15 protein-coding genes are annotated in these 14,740 nt (G+C 64.8%); 13 read left to right on the forward strand and 2 right to left on the reverse strand.

Annotated elements, in window-relative coordinates; all coding sequences use genetic code 11:
• The first annotated feature begins 319 nt into the window (after positions 1-319).
• The 5 genes from C437_RS06235 (at position 320) to C437_RS06255 (ending at position 3,783) form a co-directional block, all read left to right on the forward strand.
• Complete coding sequence (locus C437_RS06235; RefSeq protein WP_004516061.1) at positions 320-973, forward strand: hypothetical protein; 654 nt, start codon at positions 320-322, stop codon at positions 971-973.
• Between the two features lie 111 nt (positions 974-1,084).
• A complete protein-coding gene (locus C437_RS06240; RefSeq protein ID WP_170832126.1) occupies positions 1,085-1,381 on the forward strand; it encodes a winged helix-turn-helix transcriptional regulator in 297 nt (98 codons plus the stop codon).
• Between the two features lie 68 nt (positions 1,382-1,449).
• Positions 1,450-1,938 (forward strand): metallophosphoesterase family protein, encoded by a 489-nt coding sequence (locus tag C437_RS06245; RefSeq protein ID WP_004516063.1) that lies wholly within the window; start codon positions 1,450-1,452, stop codon positions 1,936-1,938.
• Between the two features lie 107 nt (positions 1,939-2,045).
• Positions 2,046-2,819: a coenzyme F420-0:L-glutamate ligase gene (locus tag C437_RS06250; RefSeq protein ID WP_004516064.1), complete on the forward strand. Its 774-nt coding sequence runs from the start codon at positions 2,046-2,048 to the stop codon at positions 2,817-2,819.
• On the forward strand, positions 2,806-3,783 hold the full coding sequence (locus C437_RS06255) for a 5,10-methylenetetrahydromethanopterin reductase (protein WP_004516065.1): 978 nt from the start codon (positions 2,806-2,808) through the stop codon (positions 3,781-3,783). The genes C437_RS06250 and C437_RS06255 overlap by 14 nt, the downstream gene beginning before the upstream one ends.
• Here C437_RS06255 and C437_RS06260 read toward each other — a convergent pair.
• A complete protein-coding gene (locus tag C437_RS06260; protein ID WP_004516066.1) occupies positions 3,740-3,958 on the reverse strand; it encodes a hypothetical protein in 219 nt (72 codons plus the stop codon). The two genes, C437_RS06255 and C437_RS06260, sit on opposite strands and share 44 nt — an antisense overlap.
• Positions 3,959-4,056: 98 nt before the next feature.
• A complete protein-coding gene (locus C437_RS06265; RefSeq protein WP_049919648.1) occupies positions 4,057-5,400 on the reverse strand; it encodes a tryptophanase in 1,344 nt (447 codons plus the stop codon).
• Between the two features lie 162 nt (positions 5,401-5,562).
• Here C437_RS06265 and C437_RS06270 point away from each other — a divergent pair, with 162 nt between their 5' ends.
• From C437_RS06270 to C437_RS06305, 8 genes are all read left to right on the forward strand, one after another.
• A complete protein-coding gene (locus C437_RS06270; RefSeq protein WP_004516068.1) occupies positions 5,563-6,246 on the forward strand; it encodes a class I SAM-dependent methyltransferase in 684 nt (227 codons plus the stop codon).
• Between the two features lie 82 nt (positions 6,247-6,328).
• Positions 6,329-6,598 carry a DUF7573 domain-containing protein gene (locus C437_RS06275; RefSeq protein WP_004516069.1) on the forward strand — a complete coding sequence of 90 codons (270 nt, stop codon included), beginning with the start codon at positions 6,329-6,331 and terminating at the stop codon, positions 6,596-6,598.
• A gap of 194 nt (positions 6,599-6,792) precedes the next feature.
• The gene (locus tag C437_RS06280; protein WP_004516070.1) at positions 6,793-7,752 is read left to right on the forward strand and encodes an AAA family ATPase; all 960 of its coding nucleotides are present in this window, start codon (positions 6,793-6,795) and stop codon (positions 7,750-7,752) included.
• Positions 7,749-8,723, forward strand: coding sequence for a DUF58 domain-containing protein (locus C437_RS06285; RefSeq protein ID WP_004516071.1), 975 nt, complete (start codon positions 7,749-7,751; stop codon positions 8,721-8,723). Before C437_RS06280 ends, C437_RS06285 begins: the two co-directional genes overlap by 4 nt.
• Complete coding sequence (locus C437_RS06290; protein WP_004516072.1) at positions 8,720-10,954, forward strand: transglutaminase family protein; 2,235 nt, start codon at positions 8,720-8,722, stop codon at positions 10,952-10,954. The genes C437_RS06285 and C437_RS06290 overlap by 4 nt, the downstream gene beginning before the upstream one ends.
• A 44-nt stretch (positions 10,955-10,998) precedes the next feature.
• A complete protein-coding gene (gene yciH / locus C437_RS06295) occupies positions 10,999-11,292 on the forward strand; it encodes a stress response translation initiation inhibitor YciH (RefSeq protein WP_004516073.1) in 294 nt (97 codons plus the stop codon).
• A 217-nt stretch (positions 11,293-11,509) separates the two neighbouring features.
• Positions 11,510-13,816 (forward strand): M61 metallopeptidase family protein, encoded by a 2,307-nt coding sequence (locus C437_RS06300; protein ID WP_004516074.1) that lies wholly within the window; start codon positions 11,510-11,512, stop codon positions 13,814-13,816.
• Between the two features lie 40 nt (positions 13,817-13,856).
• The gene (locus C437_RS06305; protein ID WP_049919650.1) at positions 13,857-14,738 is read left to right on the forward strand and encodes an EamA family transporter; all 882 of its coding nucleotides are present in this window, start codon (positions 13,857-13,859) and stop codon (positions 14,736-14,738) included.
• Positions 14,739-14,740 lie beyond the last annotated feature (2 nt).

Below are 14,740 nucleotides of genomic sequence, written 5' to 3' on the forward strand. Positions count from 1 at the left end.
CTGAAATCAACTCGACAAGCGACGCGTTTCATCGCGTCGCTACCGTTCTACAGCCACATCGGTACACCTTTAGAACCCGTCCAGCAGACAGTAAACACCGCCTACTGTCCGGGAAAACGGCATATATTGATATCACAGGAGTAGGACAACAGCAGACGTCCGGGGAAGTACCCCCTTGGCCTGTCATAGTGTCCGTCCACCGGAATCGGACGTGCTATCACTTCACGCGGGATGGCATATGTTTTGTGTTGGGTGTAAGCCGTGCCGATTAGCGGCTGCCAGCGACAAACTGTTTACGAGCCCCCACAAAAGAGGGGCCATGGAGGACGTGGATGGCGAGGAGATGCCCGGCGCGATCGTCGAGGCGTTCCTCGAACGCGAGGAGGGCGTCCGGGCGCTGCTTGAGGAACTGGAGAAGCTCACTATCGAGGGCCGTCACGAGGAGGTCCGCGACCGCGTTCGCAATCTGGCCGACAGCGACGAGTCGGTGTTTTACACCGTGGCCTTTAGTCTCACCAACTCGCGGCAGTTCTTCGGCGACGTGGAAGCACAACTGGATGTGACCGCCGCGGACCGGCTCCGAGACCTCGCCGACACGTTCCCGGCGCTGGCTGAGCCGTTCAATATCGTCCGTACGGAGCGGGCAGACGACCGACTCAATCCGGTGACGGACACGAGCTACGCCGTGAGCTACCACCGCGGGGTCGAGTCGCCGATGGTGACCTACAGTCCGCTGTCGGGCGAACAGGAGCTGTACGAGTCCCGCGGGACACCAAGCGAGGTGTTGCGGGTCGCGTCTGACCTCACAGGTGCGACGACCGACGCGCTGGACGTGGCGATGGACAACGACTACTCAGTCAACACGGAGGAGTTGAGCGCGCTCATCGACCGCCGCGAGGAGCTGGAGACTGAGCTGAGCAAGCTCCGGGACCAGCTTGACGAGCTTCGGCGAACACCGGTCTCAGACGAGTAGCGACTGACGCTCCGGACGCCCAGTCAGAGGGAACAAACCAGAACCACAGTACCGCAACTGGGGCGTTTATGTGTCGCGGCCGTAAATGCACAGGTACGACTTGCTATGGGAATGGACCGACTAGAAGATCAGGTCGAGAAGGAGGGGCGGGACCTGTCGATCCTCGAAGCCGTCATCGAGAACGGGCCAATCGGCATCGTTCGGCTCGCTGAGGAGACAGGGGTCCCGAAACATAAGGTGCGGTACTCGCTACGGATGCTGGAAGACGACGAACTCATCGAGCCGACGCCGCAGGGAGCGATCCCGGTCGACAACATCGACGAGCGGGTGGCGACGATCAACGGGGGAATCGACCGACTGGTCGAGCAGCTGGACGGGCTGCGAGACGTGTTCTCGTCCACAGAGTAGCCGGAACGGTCAGTCGACTCCGTTTCCGTGGCAGTAACCCTTTTCGAACGCCGATGCAATGAGCCGGTATGGATGTCGCTCTCATCAGCGATTCGCATATTCCGTCCCGGGAACACGAAATTCCGCCGTCGTTCCGGGAGCGCATCGAGGTCGCCGACCACGTCATCCACGCCGGCGACTTCGACAGCAAAGGAGCGCTCGCTGACATCCGGCACATGGCGGCGGGACTGACCGCCGTCTCGGGGAACATCGACCCGCAGATCGGGCTGCCGGAGCGGGCGACAGTCGAACTCGGCGGCGTCACGTTCGTCGCGACACACGGCACCGGGTCGCCGCGGGGCTGGGCGGACCGCGTCGCGAGAGCGGTTCGGGATGAAGCCGACAGTACCGCTATCGGCGTCGCCGGACACACTCACGAACTTGTGGACACCGTCTACGAGGGTGTACGGCTCCTGAACCCTGGCAGCGTCACGGGAGCCTCGCCGGCAGACCGTCCGACGATGCTGACCGCGACAGTCGAGGACGGGACGCTCGACGTGGCCCAACACGAACTGTAAAGCGCAGGGCTGTCGCGGGTCGCTCGCACGTACCGGCAGCTGTTGCCACTGTTGGCCGGCTTTGCAGCGAACGCGGGTCTTTTTCCCGCAGGGACCCCAGAAACTGTATGGAAGTCTTCGCGGTCGAGGGGCTGCCCGAGGTCCGACCCGCCGACGACGTAGCCGAGCTGCTCGTCGAGCAGGCCGACCTGCGGGACGACGACGTGCTCTGTGTCGCCAGCACCATCGTTTCCAAAGCTAACGGACGCGGCCGGTCGCTGTCATCGTACGCGCCGGGCGAGCGCGCCGAGCGCATCGCGGCGACCATCGAGGACATCGCCGGCGAGGAGAAAGACCCGCGGATGGCACAGGCGATTCTCGACGAGTGTGAGGAAGTGCTGGTCGAATCCCCATTCATCCTTGGGGTGACAGAGTTCGGGCATATCACGGTCAACGCGGGCATTGACCGCTCGAACGTGCCCGGCGCGGACCTCCTCTTACTTCCCGAAGACCCGACAGCGGAGGCCGAAGCGATCCGCGACGGCATCCGCGAGCGGGCAGGCGTCGAACCCAGCGTCATCGTTACCGACACGTCGGGCCGGCCGTTCCGTCTCGGCCAGCGCGGGGTTGCGCTGGGCTGGGCCGGTCTTCCTGCCTCGCGGGACTGGCGTGGCGAACACGACCGTGACGGCCGTGAACTCGAAGCCACCGTCCAGGCCGTCGTCGACGAACTCGCCGCCGCGGCCAACCTCGTCACCGGCGAAGGCGACGGTGGAACACCCGCCGCAGTCGTCCGTGATTTCGACTTCGGCGATCACGCGGGCAGCGAGCAACTGTACCGCGACGAGGAGAAGGACGTCGTCAGACAAGCACTCAGAGAGTGGTCACATGTACGCGATTGAACTCACCCCGGAACACCCGGTCGCACAGCTCGCCTCGTTTGCCGAACAGGCCGAATCGAACCCGCTCGACGCCGTATACGTCAGCCATCACTACAACAACCGAGACCAGTTCATGTCACTGACCGCGATGGCCGAACGGACCGACGAGATCCGACTCGGCCCCGGCATCGCCAATCCCTACGAGACGCACCCGGTGACGCTGGCTTCGCGGGTTGCAACGCTTGACGAGCTGAGCGACGGGCGGGCAGTCTTCGGTATCGGGCCGGGCGATAAATCGACGCTTAGCAACCTCGGCTTCGACCACGACGACGCCCTGCGCCGCGTGCTTGAGACGTTCAAAACCGCGCGGAAGCTCTGGGACGGCGAGCGGGTCGACCACGACGGGACGTTCGAAGCGGTCGACGCTGGGCTGAACTACGAGGTCGACGATATTCCGGTGTACGTCGGTGCACAGGGTCCACACATGACCCGGATGGCGGCGAAACACGCCGACGGCGCGCTGTACAACGGCGCGCACCCAAAAGATCTCGCGTGGGCACGCGAGCAGGTGGAGGATATGGCCGACGAGCGGCCCGAGCAGTACGGCGAGTTCGACCTCGCGGCCTACGCAAGCGTCTCGGTCGCCGAAGACGAGGCCAAAGCACGGGAGGCCGCTCGACCGCCGGTCGCGTTCGTCGCTGCGGGGTCGCCGCCGCCGGTGCTCGACCGCCACGGCATCGACCACGAGGCCGCCGAGGAGATAGGGCAGGCCATTTCGGCCGGCGAGTTCCCGACCGCGTTCGAGACGGTGACCGACGCGATGCTCGACGCGTTCTGTATCGCCGGAACGCCGGAGGCAGTCGCTGAGCGCACGGCGGAGTTAGAGGAATATGCCGACAGCGTGGTGTTTGCGTCGCCGCTCGGGCCAGATGTCGAGACGGCTATCGATTTGCTTGGGGCGGTCCTCGACCGCCGGAGCCGCTAAACAGCGACAGCACGGCCCCCAGCGACAGATACCCGAAGAAGGCGACCGAGACAGTCGTGATGACGGCACCGACGGCAAGCATGAGTGCCGCCAGCGGGTCGTTCAGTGCCACGTCGATGAACCAGCCGGGCATGTCGATGATGCTCTGGAGCAGTTCCGACAGCAGTCCTTGCATTACCTGAACGTTAGCGTGGCCCTACTTTGCGTTTGCGTTCCCGGCCACCACGTGGACGCTCGGGAGCCGCTCTCGTCCGGAGTCACAATCAAGCGACCTTACGCGACGGGTTCGAGTTCCGCTGAGAAGTGTCTGAGTTCGTCCATCGGTGGCTCCCAGACGATTTTCAGGCCGGTGTACTCGTCGCGACGGTCGCGGACGCGCGCAGCGGTCTCCGCGATGTGTTCGAGGTGTTCACGCCAGTACGTCCGGCGGGGCAGGGCGAGACGGACGAGTTCCGGGCGGTCGGTGCCGGGGAAGGCGAACGAGCCGAGTTCGACTGTCCGGACGCCGCCTTCGCGGTAAAGTTCACAGACGAGCCGCTGTCCGGGGAACTGCTCGGCGGGAATGTCCGGGAACAGGGCGGCCGCATCCATGTAGACGGCGTGGCCGCCGGTCGGCGTGACAATCGGGATATCGCGGTCACGGAGGAGGTCGCCGAGGGTCGCGACCTGTTCGATCCGTTCGGCAACGTACGGCGGTTCGACCGCTTCCCGGAGGCCGGTCGCCATCGCTTCGAGGTCACGACCCGCGAGGCCCCCGTAAGTCGGGAACCCCTCGTACAGGATCGCGCGCTGTTTGCACTGTTCGAACAGGGCAGCGTCGCGGACGGCCGTGAACCCGCCGATGTTTGCGAGTGCGTCCTTTTTGCCACTCATCGTGATTGCGTCCGCAGAACGCAACTGCTCGCGAGCGATCTCACTGAGGGGTGTGTCGGCGTATTCGGGGTCGCGTTGTTTGATGAACTGTGCGTTTTCGGCGAACCGACAGGCGTCGATGACGAACGTCGCGTCGATTTCCGTGGCGAAGGCAGCCGTCTCGCGGATGTTTTCCATCGACACCGGCTGGCCGGCAGCGGAGTTGTTCGTGATGGTCAGGACGACAGCTGAAACAGCGTCCCGCCCGTATTCTTCGACGGCGTCCCACCCACGGTCTGTAGAGAAGTTTCCGGCGAACGTCCCGACGCTATCAGTAGTCAGATCCGTCTCTGCCGGGCAGTCAACCGCGGTTGCACCTTGATTTGTCACATGTGCGCGGGTGGTGTCGAAATGCGTGTTGTTGAGGACGACGTCACCGTCGTCCAGTAGCGCCCCGAACAGGACGTTCTCCGCGCCGCGGCCCTGATGTGTCGGAACAACGCGGTCGAATCCCATCACATCGGCAACCGTCTCGTGGAAGCGTTCGAACGAGCGCGAACCGGCGTACGCCTCGTCTCCCCGGACCACGTCCGCCCACTGTTCGTCGCTCATTGCGCCAGTCCCCGAATCAGTCAGCAAGTCGATAAAGACGTCTTCTGCAGCGAGGTTGAACACGTTGTGTCCAGCCTCGCCGAGCGCTGTCTCGCGTCGCTCACGGGGCTGCAGCTGTATCGACGTTACCGATTTGGCCTTGTACGAGCGCATGCTGTGTCGCAGTACGCCGACCGACTTATCTCCCATCTGATATTTTGTGTACAGCGGTGGGCTGAGATGTCCATCACCAGACGAGTGCGGCTATCGGTGGACACGTGTTTCCGGCAGGTCAAAATAGCGGACATTTTGAGGCCAGAACTGCTGGAGGGACGTATGAGCGTTCGTGAGGAATTCGATGCGTGGGCGGCCGAGGGCAAGGACAGAGGGATGGAGGACCGGCACTGGCACACCGCCAAGCACGTCCTCGCCCGGATGCCGGTCGAGCCGGGCGACACAGTACTCGACCTCGGGACGGGGTCGGGCTATGCGCTCCGTGCGCTCCGCGACACTAACGATGCCGGTCCCTGCTATGGCCTCGACGGGTCCCCAGAAATGCTCCGAAACGCCCGCGAGTACACGGACGACGACGGCATCGGGTTCCTGCGTGGGGACTTCGACGCCCTGCCGTTTGCGACCGACAGTATCGACCATGTGTTCTCGATGGAGGCGTTCTACTACGCCAGCGACCCGCCACACACGCTGGAAGAGATTGCACGAGTGTTGCGACCGGGTGGGACCGCCCACATCGCGGTGAACTACTACGAGGAGAACGTCCACTCCCACGAGTGGCAGGGGTTTATCGACATCGAGATGACTCGCTGGAGCGCCGACGAGTACCGCACGGCATTCCGCGAGGCCGGCTTAGCCGTTGCGTCGCAGGACACCATCCCCGACCGCGAAGTGGAGATCCCGCCGGCGGACGCGTTCCCGACGGACGAGTTCGAGACCCGCGAGGCGATGGTCGAGCGCTACCGCGAACTGGGGACGCTGCTGACCGTCGGCGTCGCTACCGAATAACGGTCTGGACAGTCTGTCAAAACACGGCTGCGGTCCGTACGACCGACAGGGTATTTTGTGACCGCGGGTAAAACAGGGATGTATGGCCGAAGACGCCTCGCTAGAGGACTTTCTCGACGCTGGCGACGAGAGCGAGGACGAAAGAGAGGGCGATACGCCTGCGGGAGACGATACGACAGAGATGGAAAGCGACGCCCCCGACTCCGAAGCCTCGACTGACGCGGTCGACCCAGCCGTGACGACGTACGCGTGGTCGTCCGAAGGGGCGGCCTGTGCCGAGTGTGGCGAGGTCGTCGAGCGCCGGTGGACACAGGACGGCCAGCTCGTCTGTGGGGCGTGTAAGGCCTGGTGACGGGCGCTGCCGGCCGTCAGTCGGATGTGTGTTGTTCTCACCCATCCACAGAGTTACATACGCTCACGCCGTAGGCAGGGCTACAACTGAACGGCCCGGGGACTGTGGCGAACCACACAAGACACTTACTGGTCGACAGGACAGACTATCTCATCAGTTCCCGTGCCACGGCGTCGTCCCACGAGATTGCGACTATGACAGACACTGACACCTCACGCAGTCAACAGTCGGACAGTCCCCTCCGCGACGCCACACGCGTCGCCAATCAGGTGATCGAAAACGTCGAGCAGGTCATCGTCGGACAACACGACGCCATCGAACACATCGTCATCGCGTTGCTCGGCCGCGGCCACGTTCTGCTCGAGGACGTCCCCGGTGTCGGCAAGACGATGTTAGCCCGCTCCGTCGCGGCGTCTTTCGACGGCGAGTTCAAGCGCGTCCAGTTCACGCCGGACCTCCTCCCGACCGACGTGACCGGTGTCAACATCTACAACCAGAAGACACAGGAGTTCGAGTTCCGCCCGGGACCGATCTTCGCCAACGTCGTCCTCGGCGACGAAATCAACCGCGCGCCGCCGAAAACGCAGTCGGCGCTGCTGGAAGCCATGGAGGAACAGCAGGTCTCAGTCGACGGGACGACACATCCCGTGCCACAGCCGTTTACCGTCATCGCCACGCAGAACACGGTCGAGCAGAACCGGGCCTACGACCTGCCGATGGCCGAACTCGACCGATTCATGACGAAGCTCCATCTGGGCTATCCGAACGAGGCGGCCGAGACAGAGATGTTGGGTGACGTGGTGGGCCACCACCCCATCGAAGAACTCACCTCGGTCGCCACCCTCGATGCGCTGTCCGCCGCCCGGGAGACAGTCGCCGATGTGACCGTCGAAGAGCCGATCCGTTCGTATGCGACCCGGCTGGCCCGGTACACGCGGGAGAACGCGCAGCTGGGCGTCAGCCCGCGGGGGAGCATCTCGCTGCTCCGGGCGGCACAGGCTCGGGCCGTCCTCGACGGGCGCAGCTACGTCATCCCCGACGACGTCCAGACGGAAGCGCCGGTCGTCCTGCCACACCGCATACGGACCGAGAGCAGCGAGCAGAACGCCCGGGAACTCGTCGCGGAAGCGCTCGATACCGTCTACGTCGAATGAGACCGACACGCCGCGGCTTCGCCGTTCTCGCCGTTGCCGTTGCCGCTCTGCTGGTCAGTGCCAGATTCGGTCAGCCCGGGCTCACCGCCGTCGCCGGCCCCCTGTTCGTCAGCGTGTTTGCCGCCGCCGTGCAGGTTCGCTGGAGCGGCGCGCCGACCGTCGAACGGAGCCGACTCCGCCGTGGCTTTCCCGGCGAGACGAAACCTGTGGAGTTCCGCGTCGACGGCAGCGGTATCGCGACAGTCACCGACCGGCTCTCCGAGGGGTTAGCGGGGGAGACGACAGTTACGAAGTCCCTCCCGGCGACAGTGACCTACCGGGTCACCTACACGGCCCGGGGCGAGCAACGGGCCGGCCCCGTCGACGTGACGGTGACGGACACGCTTGGGCTCGTCACGGAGCGATACGCTGTCGAGAGTGAAGCCGACGTGTTGGTGTATCCACCGGTCTACCGGCTGGGCGGGCAGGAGGCGTTCGCGCGAACGTTCACGCCGGAGCACGAGGACCGGCAGTCGTTCGACCGGCTGCGGGAGTACGTCAGCGGCGACTCGCTGCGGGACGTCCACTGGAAATCCAGCGCCAAGCGCGAGGACCTGTTGGTCAAAGAGTTCACCGACAGCCGGAGCGACAGGAGCCTCCTCGTTGCCGCGGAAGCCCAGCAAGGGCACGCCGACGCGATGGCCGCAGCGGCGGCGACTATCACGATGGCCGCCCTGGAGAATGGGCGCTCGGTCGAACTCGCCGTTCCGAACGGCGCGGTCGAACAGGGGTACGGCGACACCCACCGGACGCGACTGCTCGAACTGCTCGCGCGGGCCGACGCGGGCCGAACCGACCGCGTGGACGACGCCGACGTGGTCGTCACGGCCAACGGCGACGGCGTCACGGTATCGGTCGACGGCCGCCGCCGGCCCTTCGCTGACGTGACCGCCAGTCGAGACAACCCTCTCGCGGGGGAGATAGACGCATGAGCGCCGCCGCCGTGGAGCGGGTCCGTCGCCGAGTTCCGTGGAGCGGGACCCGACTACTGGCGTTGCTTGCGGCGGCGCTGGCCATCGGCGCGCCGCTGCGGACGATGTACTTTCTCAGCGACGTGGTCGGCGACCCGACCCTGTTTCTGGCGCTTATCGCGCTCTCGCTCGGCGGCGCGACGCTGCTGGCTCGCGTGCTCAGACCGCCCCTCGCGGTCGGTGTCGGTGCGGTGCTGTTTGCCGGCGGGCTCGGCGCGTACATCCTGAACCTCTCGACGGACCCCGCGGTGACGGAACTGCTGGCCGATACCGCCGCTCTGCTGACCGGGCGGTCGCTGCTCCAGATAGCCCAAGTCAGGCTGTGGGTGCTGTCGTTCGCGCCGGCACCAGTGTTTCTGACCTGGTACTTCGCCCTGCGGCGCTGGTACGTGACGGCGACAGTGGCGGCCGGTACGGCGCTGGCGTTTTTCGCCCTGACGACCGACGCCGGCGTGGTGACGACGCTGCTGGGCGTGGTCGGCATCGCCGCGACAATCGGCTTCGGGACGCTCGACACGCTGTCGGCGGACGGGCCGGCAGACCTGACGAAGCGACCCGACGCGATGACTGGCAGTGACGGGACGGAACACGTGGACGACGACAGCGAGGGCATCGACGCCGGACGGCGCGCCGTCCTCGAACAGCTGGCGGCGATAATTGTCGTCCCGGCGGCGCTGTCACAGGTGCCAATCACCCGCGACAGCTTGCTGTCCTACGACGATGAGTCGGGGGGCCAGACCGTCGAGGGGAGTCTCTTCGATGCCGGGGAGTCCCTCTCAGTACAGGGGAGTATTTCGTTGACACCGGAGATACGGTACACAGTCGAAAGCGAAGAACCGCGCTACTGGCGGGTCGCCTCCTACGACCGCTACACCGGCAACGGGTGGGTCCGGACTGGAAACCCCCGCCCGTACGGCGACCAGCGCCTCGACAGTCCACCGGGTGAAACCCGGATGCTTCGACAGGAGTTCCGGGCGGAGTCGGCCATCGGGACCGTCCCAGCCGCCTGGAAGCCCGTCCGCTACTCTGGGGAGCCGTCGGTATCGATCTCCAGCGAAGGCGGATTCCAACCTGACGGGACGCTGTCGACGGGCGACAGCTACGAGGTCAGGAGCGAACTGCTCGTGGCGACGCCGGACGGGCTGCGTGAGGCCGGGACCGACTACGACGACGGGACCGTAGAGCTGTACACCCAGCTCCCCGACAGCACGCCGGACCGTGTCGAGGAGCGAACGGCTATTCTCACCGCGAACGCCGAGAACCCCTACGAGACAGCGTTAGTCATCGAGCGCTGGCTGCAGGACAGCAAGGGCTACTCACTTGATGTCGACCGGCCCGACTTCAACGTCGCCGACGCCTTCCTCTTCGAGATGGACGAGGGGTACTGCGTCTACTTCGCGACGGCGATGGTGACGATGCTCCGGACGCAGGGCATCCCGGCGCGGATGACTGTCGGCTACACGTCCGGCCAGCGCATCGAGGAGAACCAGTGGGTCGTCCGCGGGCTCAACTCCCACGCCTGGGTCGAGGTGTACTTCCCCGGCCAGGGCTGGGTGCAGTTCGACCCGACGCCGTCCGGGCCGCGTGAGGACATCAGGCAGCAGCGTATCGAAGAGGCAGACTCGGACGAATCGTCGCCCACTGTCGGCGACGGGAACCCGGTAGAGCAGTACACGCCATCCGACACGTCGACGCCTGCCCCGCTGACCGAGACCAATGGGACCGAGACCGAGCCGACTGAGACACCAACGGCCACCGAAACGGACACACCCACCAGCACAACAGGGGCGTCAGGCGCGGACGAGGGGCTGGAGCTGAGCCTGCCGGCGCTCCCGTCGCGCGAGGCGATGACGCTTGGCGTCGTCGCGTTACTCGGCATCGCGGCGGGCGCGCGCCGGTCCGGCCTCAGCGAGCGAGCCTACCGGGCGGTGTGGCTGCGATACCAGCGCCGCGTGGATCCCGAGACCGACGTTGAGCGGGCGTTCCAGCGGGCCATGTACGTCCTCGCGAAGGAACACCGGCGCCGGGAGAACGGTGAGACGGTGCGGGCGTATCTCGACGCGATAGGGGCTGACGACCGGGTCAGGCGGCTAGCCGCAATACGGGAACGACTCCGCTACGGTGGTGAAATCGACGGAACAACAGCTGACGAGGCCGTCGAAATCGCCGACGGAATCGTCTCCGACCGGTAGTCCCCGACAGTGTTTAATAGGTCGTGTTCGTAGGCGCGATTGTAATGTCGGAAGTCTGCTCGACGTGCGGGCTGCCTGAGGAGCTCTGCGTCTGTGAGGACGTCGCTAAGGAGTCCCAGGAGATTAACATCCGCATCGACGAGCGCCGTTACGGGAAGGAGGTAACGATTATCGAGGGATTCGACCCGAAAGACGTCGACATGGACTCGCTGTCCTCAGACCTCAAATCGAAGTTCGCCTGCGGTGGCACTGTCGAGGACGGGCAGATAGAGCTCCAGGGCAATCACACGGGCCGCGTCGAGGATTTCCTCCGCGACAAAGGTTTCAACGTCGCCTGAACTCCTGACTGCCAACGGTTCTCGTGAGAGCGCCGTGGCAAGCTCCTGCTGTGACCTGCTCGCTGGCTTTTCGGCCCGTGAGTGAACCAGACCCAGCCGTTTTTCTGCCGTCGTGAGAACTTCTGCGCACCATCGGGAGAGACGGCGGTCAGTGCGTGATATCAACACCCATTATCGGCGGTCAACTATTTCAACCATGGGACGGTAACTGTTCGCAATGCTTGTTGTACCCCGGCGGGTGGTGGCCGTCGGACTCGTGGTCCTGCTCCTCGGTGGGGGAATCGCGTCGCTCCCGGTGGCGGCGACCGCTGACCACGGGGCTGTGACCGACGCCGACAACGGGACGGCGGCCGGAGTCGGTGAGAACTGCACGTACAGAGTCGATACAGCGCCAAATCAGAGTGATCCGACAGTCGAGACAGTGCAGTCGTCAGCAGACACTACGGAGGCGAACGGCTCGACGGTCCGAACGAGAAGCGCCGACGTTCATCGACGCCAGCCACGAGGCAAAGGCGGTGACATAGCTTCGACAGCGGCCAGCATGGAGACGGAGACAGCCACATCGGGTGCAACACAGACCGGCGACGGTGACGTGATTCGGCAAACACAGACCTACGCGCGTGTGCCGGAACAGCCGGGCGAGGTCGCGGTCACCCTGACCTACGAGGTGCCGGACCGAGTCGTCGACCTCGAAGCACACGTTCCGGCGGCGGCGACGGTGACCGAAACGGACGGGTTCGAGCGCGTCAACGGGTCCGTGTACGAGTGGGACGAGACGTCGGGTCCGGCGACGATCAGCTACCGTATCAATCCAAACCAGACCATCCAAAAGAGCGGTCCGGAAGGGGCCGATGGCCGGTATCTCAGCGTCGATACGGGCGAGTGGGCGCTACTCACGCGGTCGCTGACGCCGACGCGCTGGCGCTACACCGGTCAAGACCCCGTCAAGTACAACCGCACGCTCCGGACGGCAGGTCCGGGCGCAGCGGGCGAGGAGATCGTGTACCTCGGCGACGTCGCGACCTTCGAGGAGTCGGCACACAACCAGACGTTCACGCTAGCTGTGCCAGAGCGGGCGACGATGACGGCCTCGCCGATTTCGGTGCTGGACTCGATGGCGAACGCGTCGAACGCACTTCGGGTGGGCGACCGTGACGAGCAGGTGTTCGTCGTCGCTGCGCCATCCGGAGCTGTCAACTGGGGTGTCGAGGGGTACCAGATCGGTGACGCAGATATGTGGGTCCAGTCCCGGCAGTCGCTCGATACCGCCAACAACGTCTGGCTCCACGAGTACGTCCACAGCCGGCAGGCCTACGAGACGACAGCGGAGACGCGGTGGACGGTCGAGGGCTGGGCGACGTACTACGCCGCTGTCCTGACGCTGGAACAGAACCGGATCGGGTTTGACGAGTTCCGGGCACAGCTCGCAGCCGGCGAGCAGCCGGTCTACAGTGACGTGACATTGGCCGACAGGTCAAGCTGGACGAACGACGCGAACTACTGGAAGGGTGCGCTCGTCGCCGGGCGGACCGACGTCCATATCCGCTCGGCTACTGGCCGTAACCAGACACTCCAGCGCGTGTTTCAGTCGCTGAACGGCTACCGTGACCCGGTTACGCAGTCACAGCTCCTCACCGAGATCGAGGCCGTTAGTGGGCCAAGCGTTCGAGACGCGACCGCGACGGAGACCGAAACGACAGCAACGGTGGCGATGTGGAACAAGACGACACACCAGCGGTTGTTCGGTGCGATTCCCGCTCGCATCGGCTACAGTCTCCCACCGGTCGACCGGGCGGACGCCTACCGCGCAGATAGTCTCTACCGGTCGGACGCACCAGTCGGCGGGAGCGAACCGATCCGGCTGGCGGCCAACGAGACGCTCGCGGTCAATGCGGTCGTCGAGAACGCTGGCGGCGAGGCAGGGATGTACAACCTGACGCTCGCGGTCAACGAGACCGTTGTCGCCACGAAACAGGGCCAGATCGAACCGGGGGTACGGACCGAAGTCGAGCTGACACACACATTCACCGAACCCGGGCGATACGTGGTCAGCGTCGACGGCGACACTGCCACAGTCATCGTGTCAGAACCAGCAGCGGCCAGCGTGACCGATGTCGCCGTGAGTCCACGCGAAGTCAGACAGGGGGACAGGGTTGACGTGACCGCCACTGTCGTCAACGACAACGATATTCCGGGGACAGCAACGGCCGAGTTCCGCCGCAACGACGTCGTGTTCGCCGAACAGCGACTGTATCTCTCGCCACAGGCGACGACAACGGTCACGCGGACCGTTACTCTCGACGAACCCGGCACGGTGTCGCTGTCAGCGGGTGACGGACGGACCACGACGACGGTCGATGTGGTCGTCTCGACGGAAACGGCGGCACCAACGTCGACGCCAACGCCGACGGAGATGTCCACAGACAGGCAGACGACAGCCGAAGAGGGAGACGGCTTTACCGCGCTTATGACCGGTCTTGCAGTGTTGCTTGCGGCGCTGATCGCCCGCCAGCGTGGTTCCTGACACGGGCCCGAAGGGAACAGTTATTGCGGTCGGCCAGTCGTTGTCAACCGTGAACGTCGGAATCGCGTACGCCGTCCTGTCGGCGCTGGTGTTCGGGGTGTACCTGTTCGTGATGAAGCGGTGGTTCACCGACTACCCGTCGCCGGTGTTCCTGTTGCTTACATACAGCCTGGTCCCCGTCGTTTACCTCCCTATTGTCTTCGCCAGCAACGAGCCGTTCCTCCCGGCGGGAAACCGCATCAACGTCCTCTCGTCGATACTCGCCGTGACAGTGGTGACGGCAGTTGGACTACTCACCCTCTTTCGGGCGATCCGCGTCGGCGAAGTCTCCTACGTGTCGCCGATTAGCAAAATCGTTCCCGTGTTCGTGTTGCCACTGGAAGTCGGCCTGCTGGGCCAGCACCTCTCTGCGCTGCAGGTCGGCGGCGTCGTTGTCGCGACTGCGGCCGTCTACGTCGCGAACTGGCAGGGCACAGCGTTACTGGCCCCGCTTAAGCGGGCCCGGCGGTCCCGGCCTGCACAACTGGCGCTGCTGTCGGCTGCGGCGTTCGCACTCGTCGATGTAAGCAAGCGGGTGCTGATGCAGGAACTGGCCATCGAGCCGACCACATACATTCCGGTGATGGCTGTCGGTATCGCGGCGTTGATGACGCCGTTCGCGTTCCGATACCAGGTCCCGCCGGGATGGCGGGGGGACCTCCCGAAGTTCGTCGTCGCGGCGATGTTCGTCGCCTACGCGAACCACATCGTGTTACTGTCCTTCCAGTTGCTCCCGGCGAGTATCGTTTCGCCCATCGTCAACGGGCAAGCTATTGTCGCCGTTATTCTGGGCGCGATTGTGCTCGACGAGGCGCAGTTCCGGGCACGCCTGGCCGCTGCAGGGCTTGCTATCGTCGGTATCGCAATGATATCGGTCGGATAGAA

This window comes from Haloarcula vallismortis ATCC 29715, assembly GCF_000337775.1.
Classification (GTDB): Archaea; Halobacteriota; Halobacteria; order Halobacteriales; family Haloarculaceae; genus Haloarcula; species Haloarcula vallismortis.

Coding starts and splice junctions, on each gene's coding strand:
- C437_RS06235 (WP_004516061.1), top strand. CDS start 320: ATGGAGGACGTGGATGGCGAGGAGATGCCCGGCGCGATCGTCGAGGCG.
- C437_RS06240 (WP_170832126.1), top strand. CDS start 1,085: ATGGACCGACTAGAAGATCAGGTCGAGAAGGAGGGGCGGGACCTGTCG.
- C437_RS06245 (WP_004516063.1), top strand. CDS start 1,450: ATGGATGTCGCTCTCATCAGCGATTCGCATATTCCGTCCCGGGAACAC.
- C437_RS06250 (WP_004516064.1), top strand. CDS start 2,046: ATGGAAGTCTTCGCGGTCGAGGGGCTGCCCGAGGTCCGACCCGCCGAC.
- C437_RS06255 (WP_004516065.1), top strand. CDS start 2,806: ATGTACGCGATTGAACTCACCCCGGAACACCCGGTCGCACAGCTCGCC.
- C437_RS06260 (WP_004516066.1), bottom strand. CDS start 3,958: ATGCAAGGACTGCTGTCGGAACTGCTCCAGAGCATCATCGACATGCCC.
- C437_RS06265 (WP_049919648.1), bottom strand. CDS start 5,400: ATGCGCTCGTACAAGGCCAAATCGGTAACGTCGATACAGCTGCAGCCC.
- C437_RS06270 (WP_004516068.1), top strand. CDS start 5,563: ATGAGCGTTCGTGAGGAATTCGATGCGTGGGCGGCCGAGGGCAAGGAC.
- C437_RS06275 (WP_004516069.1), top strand. CDS start 6,329: ATGGCCGAAGACGCCTCGCTAGAGGACTTTCTCGACGCTGGCGACGAG.
- C437_RS06280 (WP_004516070.1), top strand. CDS start 6,793: ATGACAGACACTGACACCTCACGCAGTCAACAGTCGGACAGTCCCCTC.
- C437_RS06285 (WP_004516071.1), top strand. CDS start 7,749: ATGAGACCGACACGCCGCGGCTTCGCCGTTCTCGCCGTTGCCGTTGCC.
- C437_RS06290 (WP_004516072.1), top strand. CDS start 8,720: ATGAGCGCCGCCGCCGTGGAGCGGGTCCGTCGCCGAGTTCCGTGGAGC.
- yciH (WP_004516073.1), top strand. CDS start 10,999: ATGTCGGAAGTCTGCTCGACGTGCGGGCTGCCTGAGGAGCTCTGCGTC.
- C437_RS06300 (WP_004516074.1), top strand. CDS start 11,510: ATGCTTGTTGTACCCCGGCGGGTGGTGGCCGTCGGACTCGTGGTCCTG.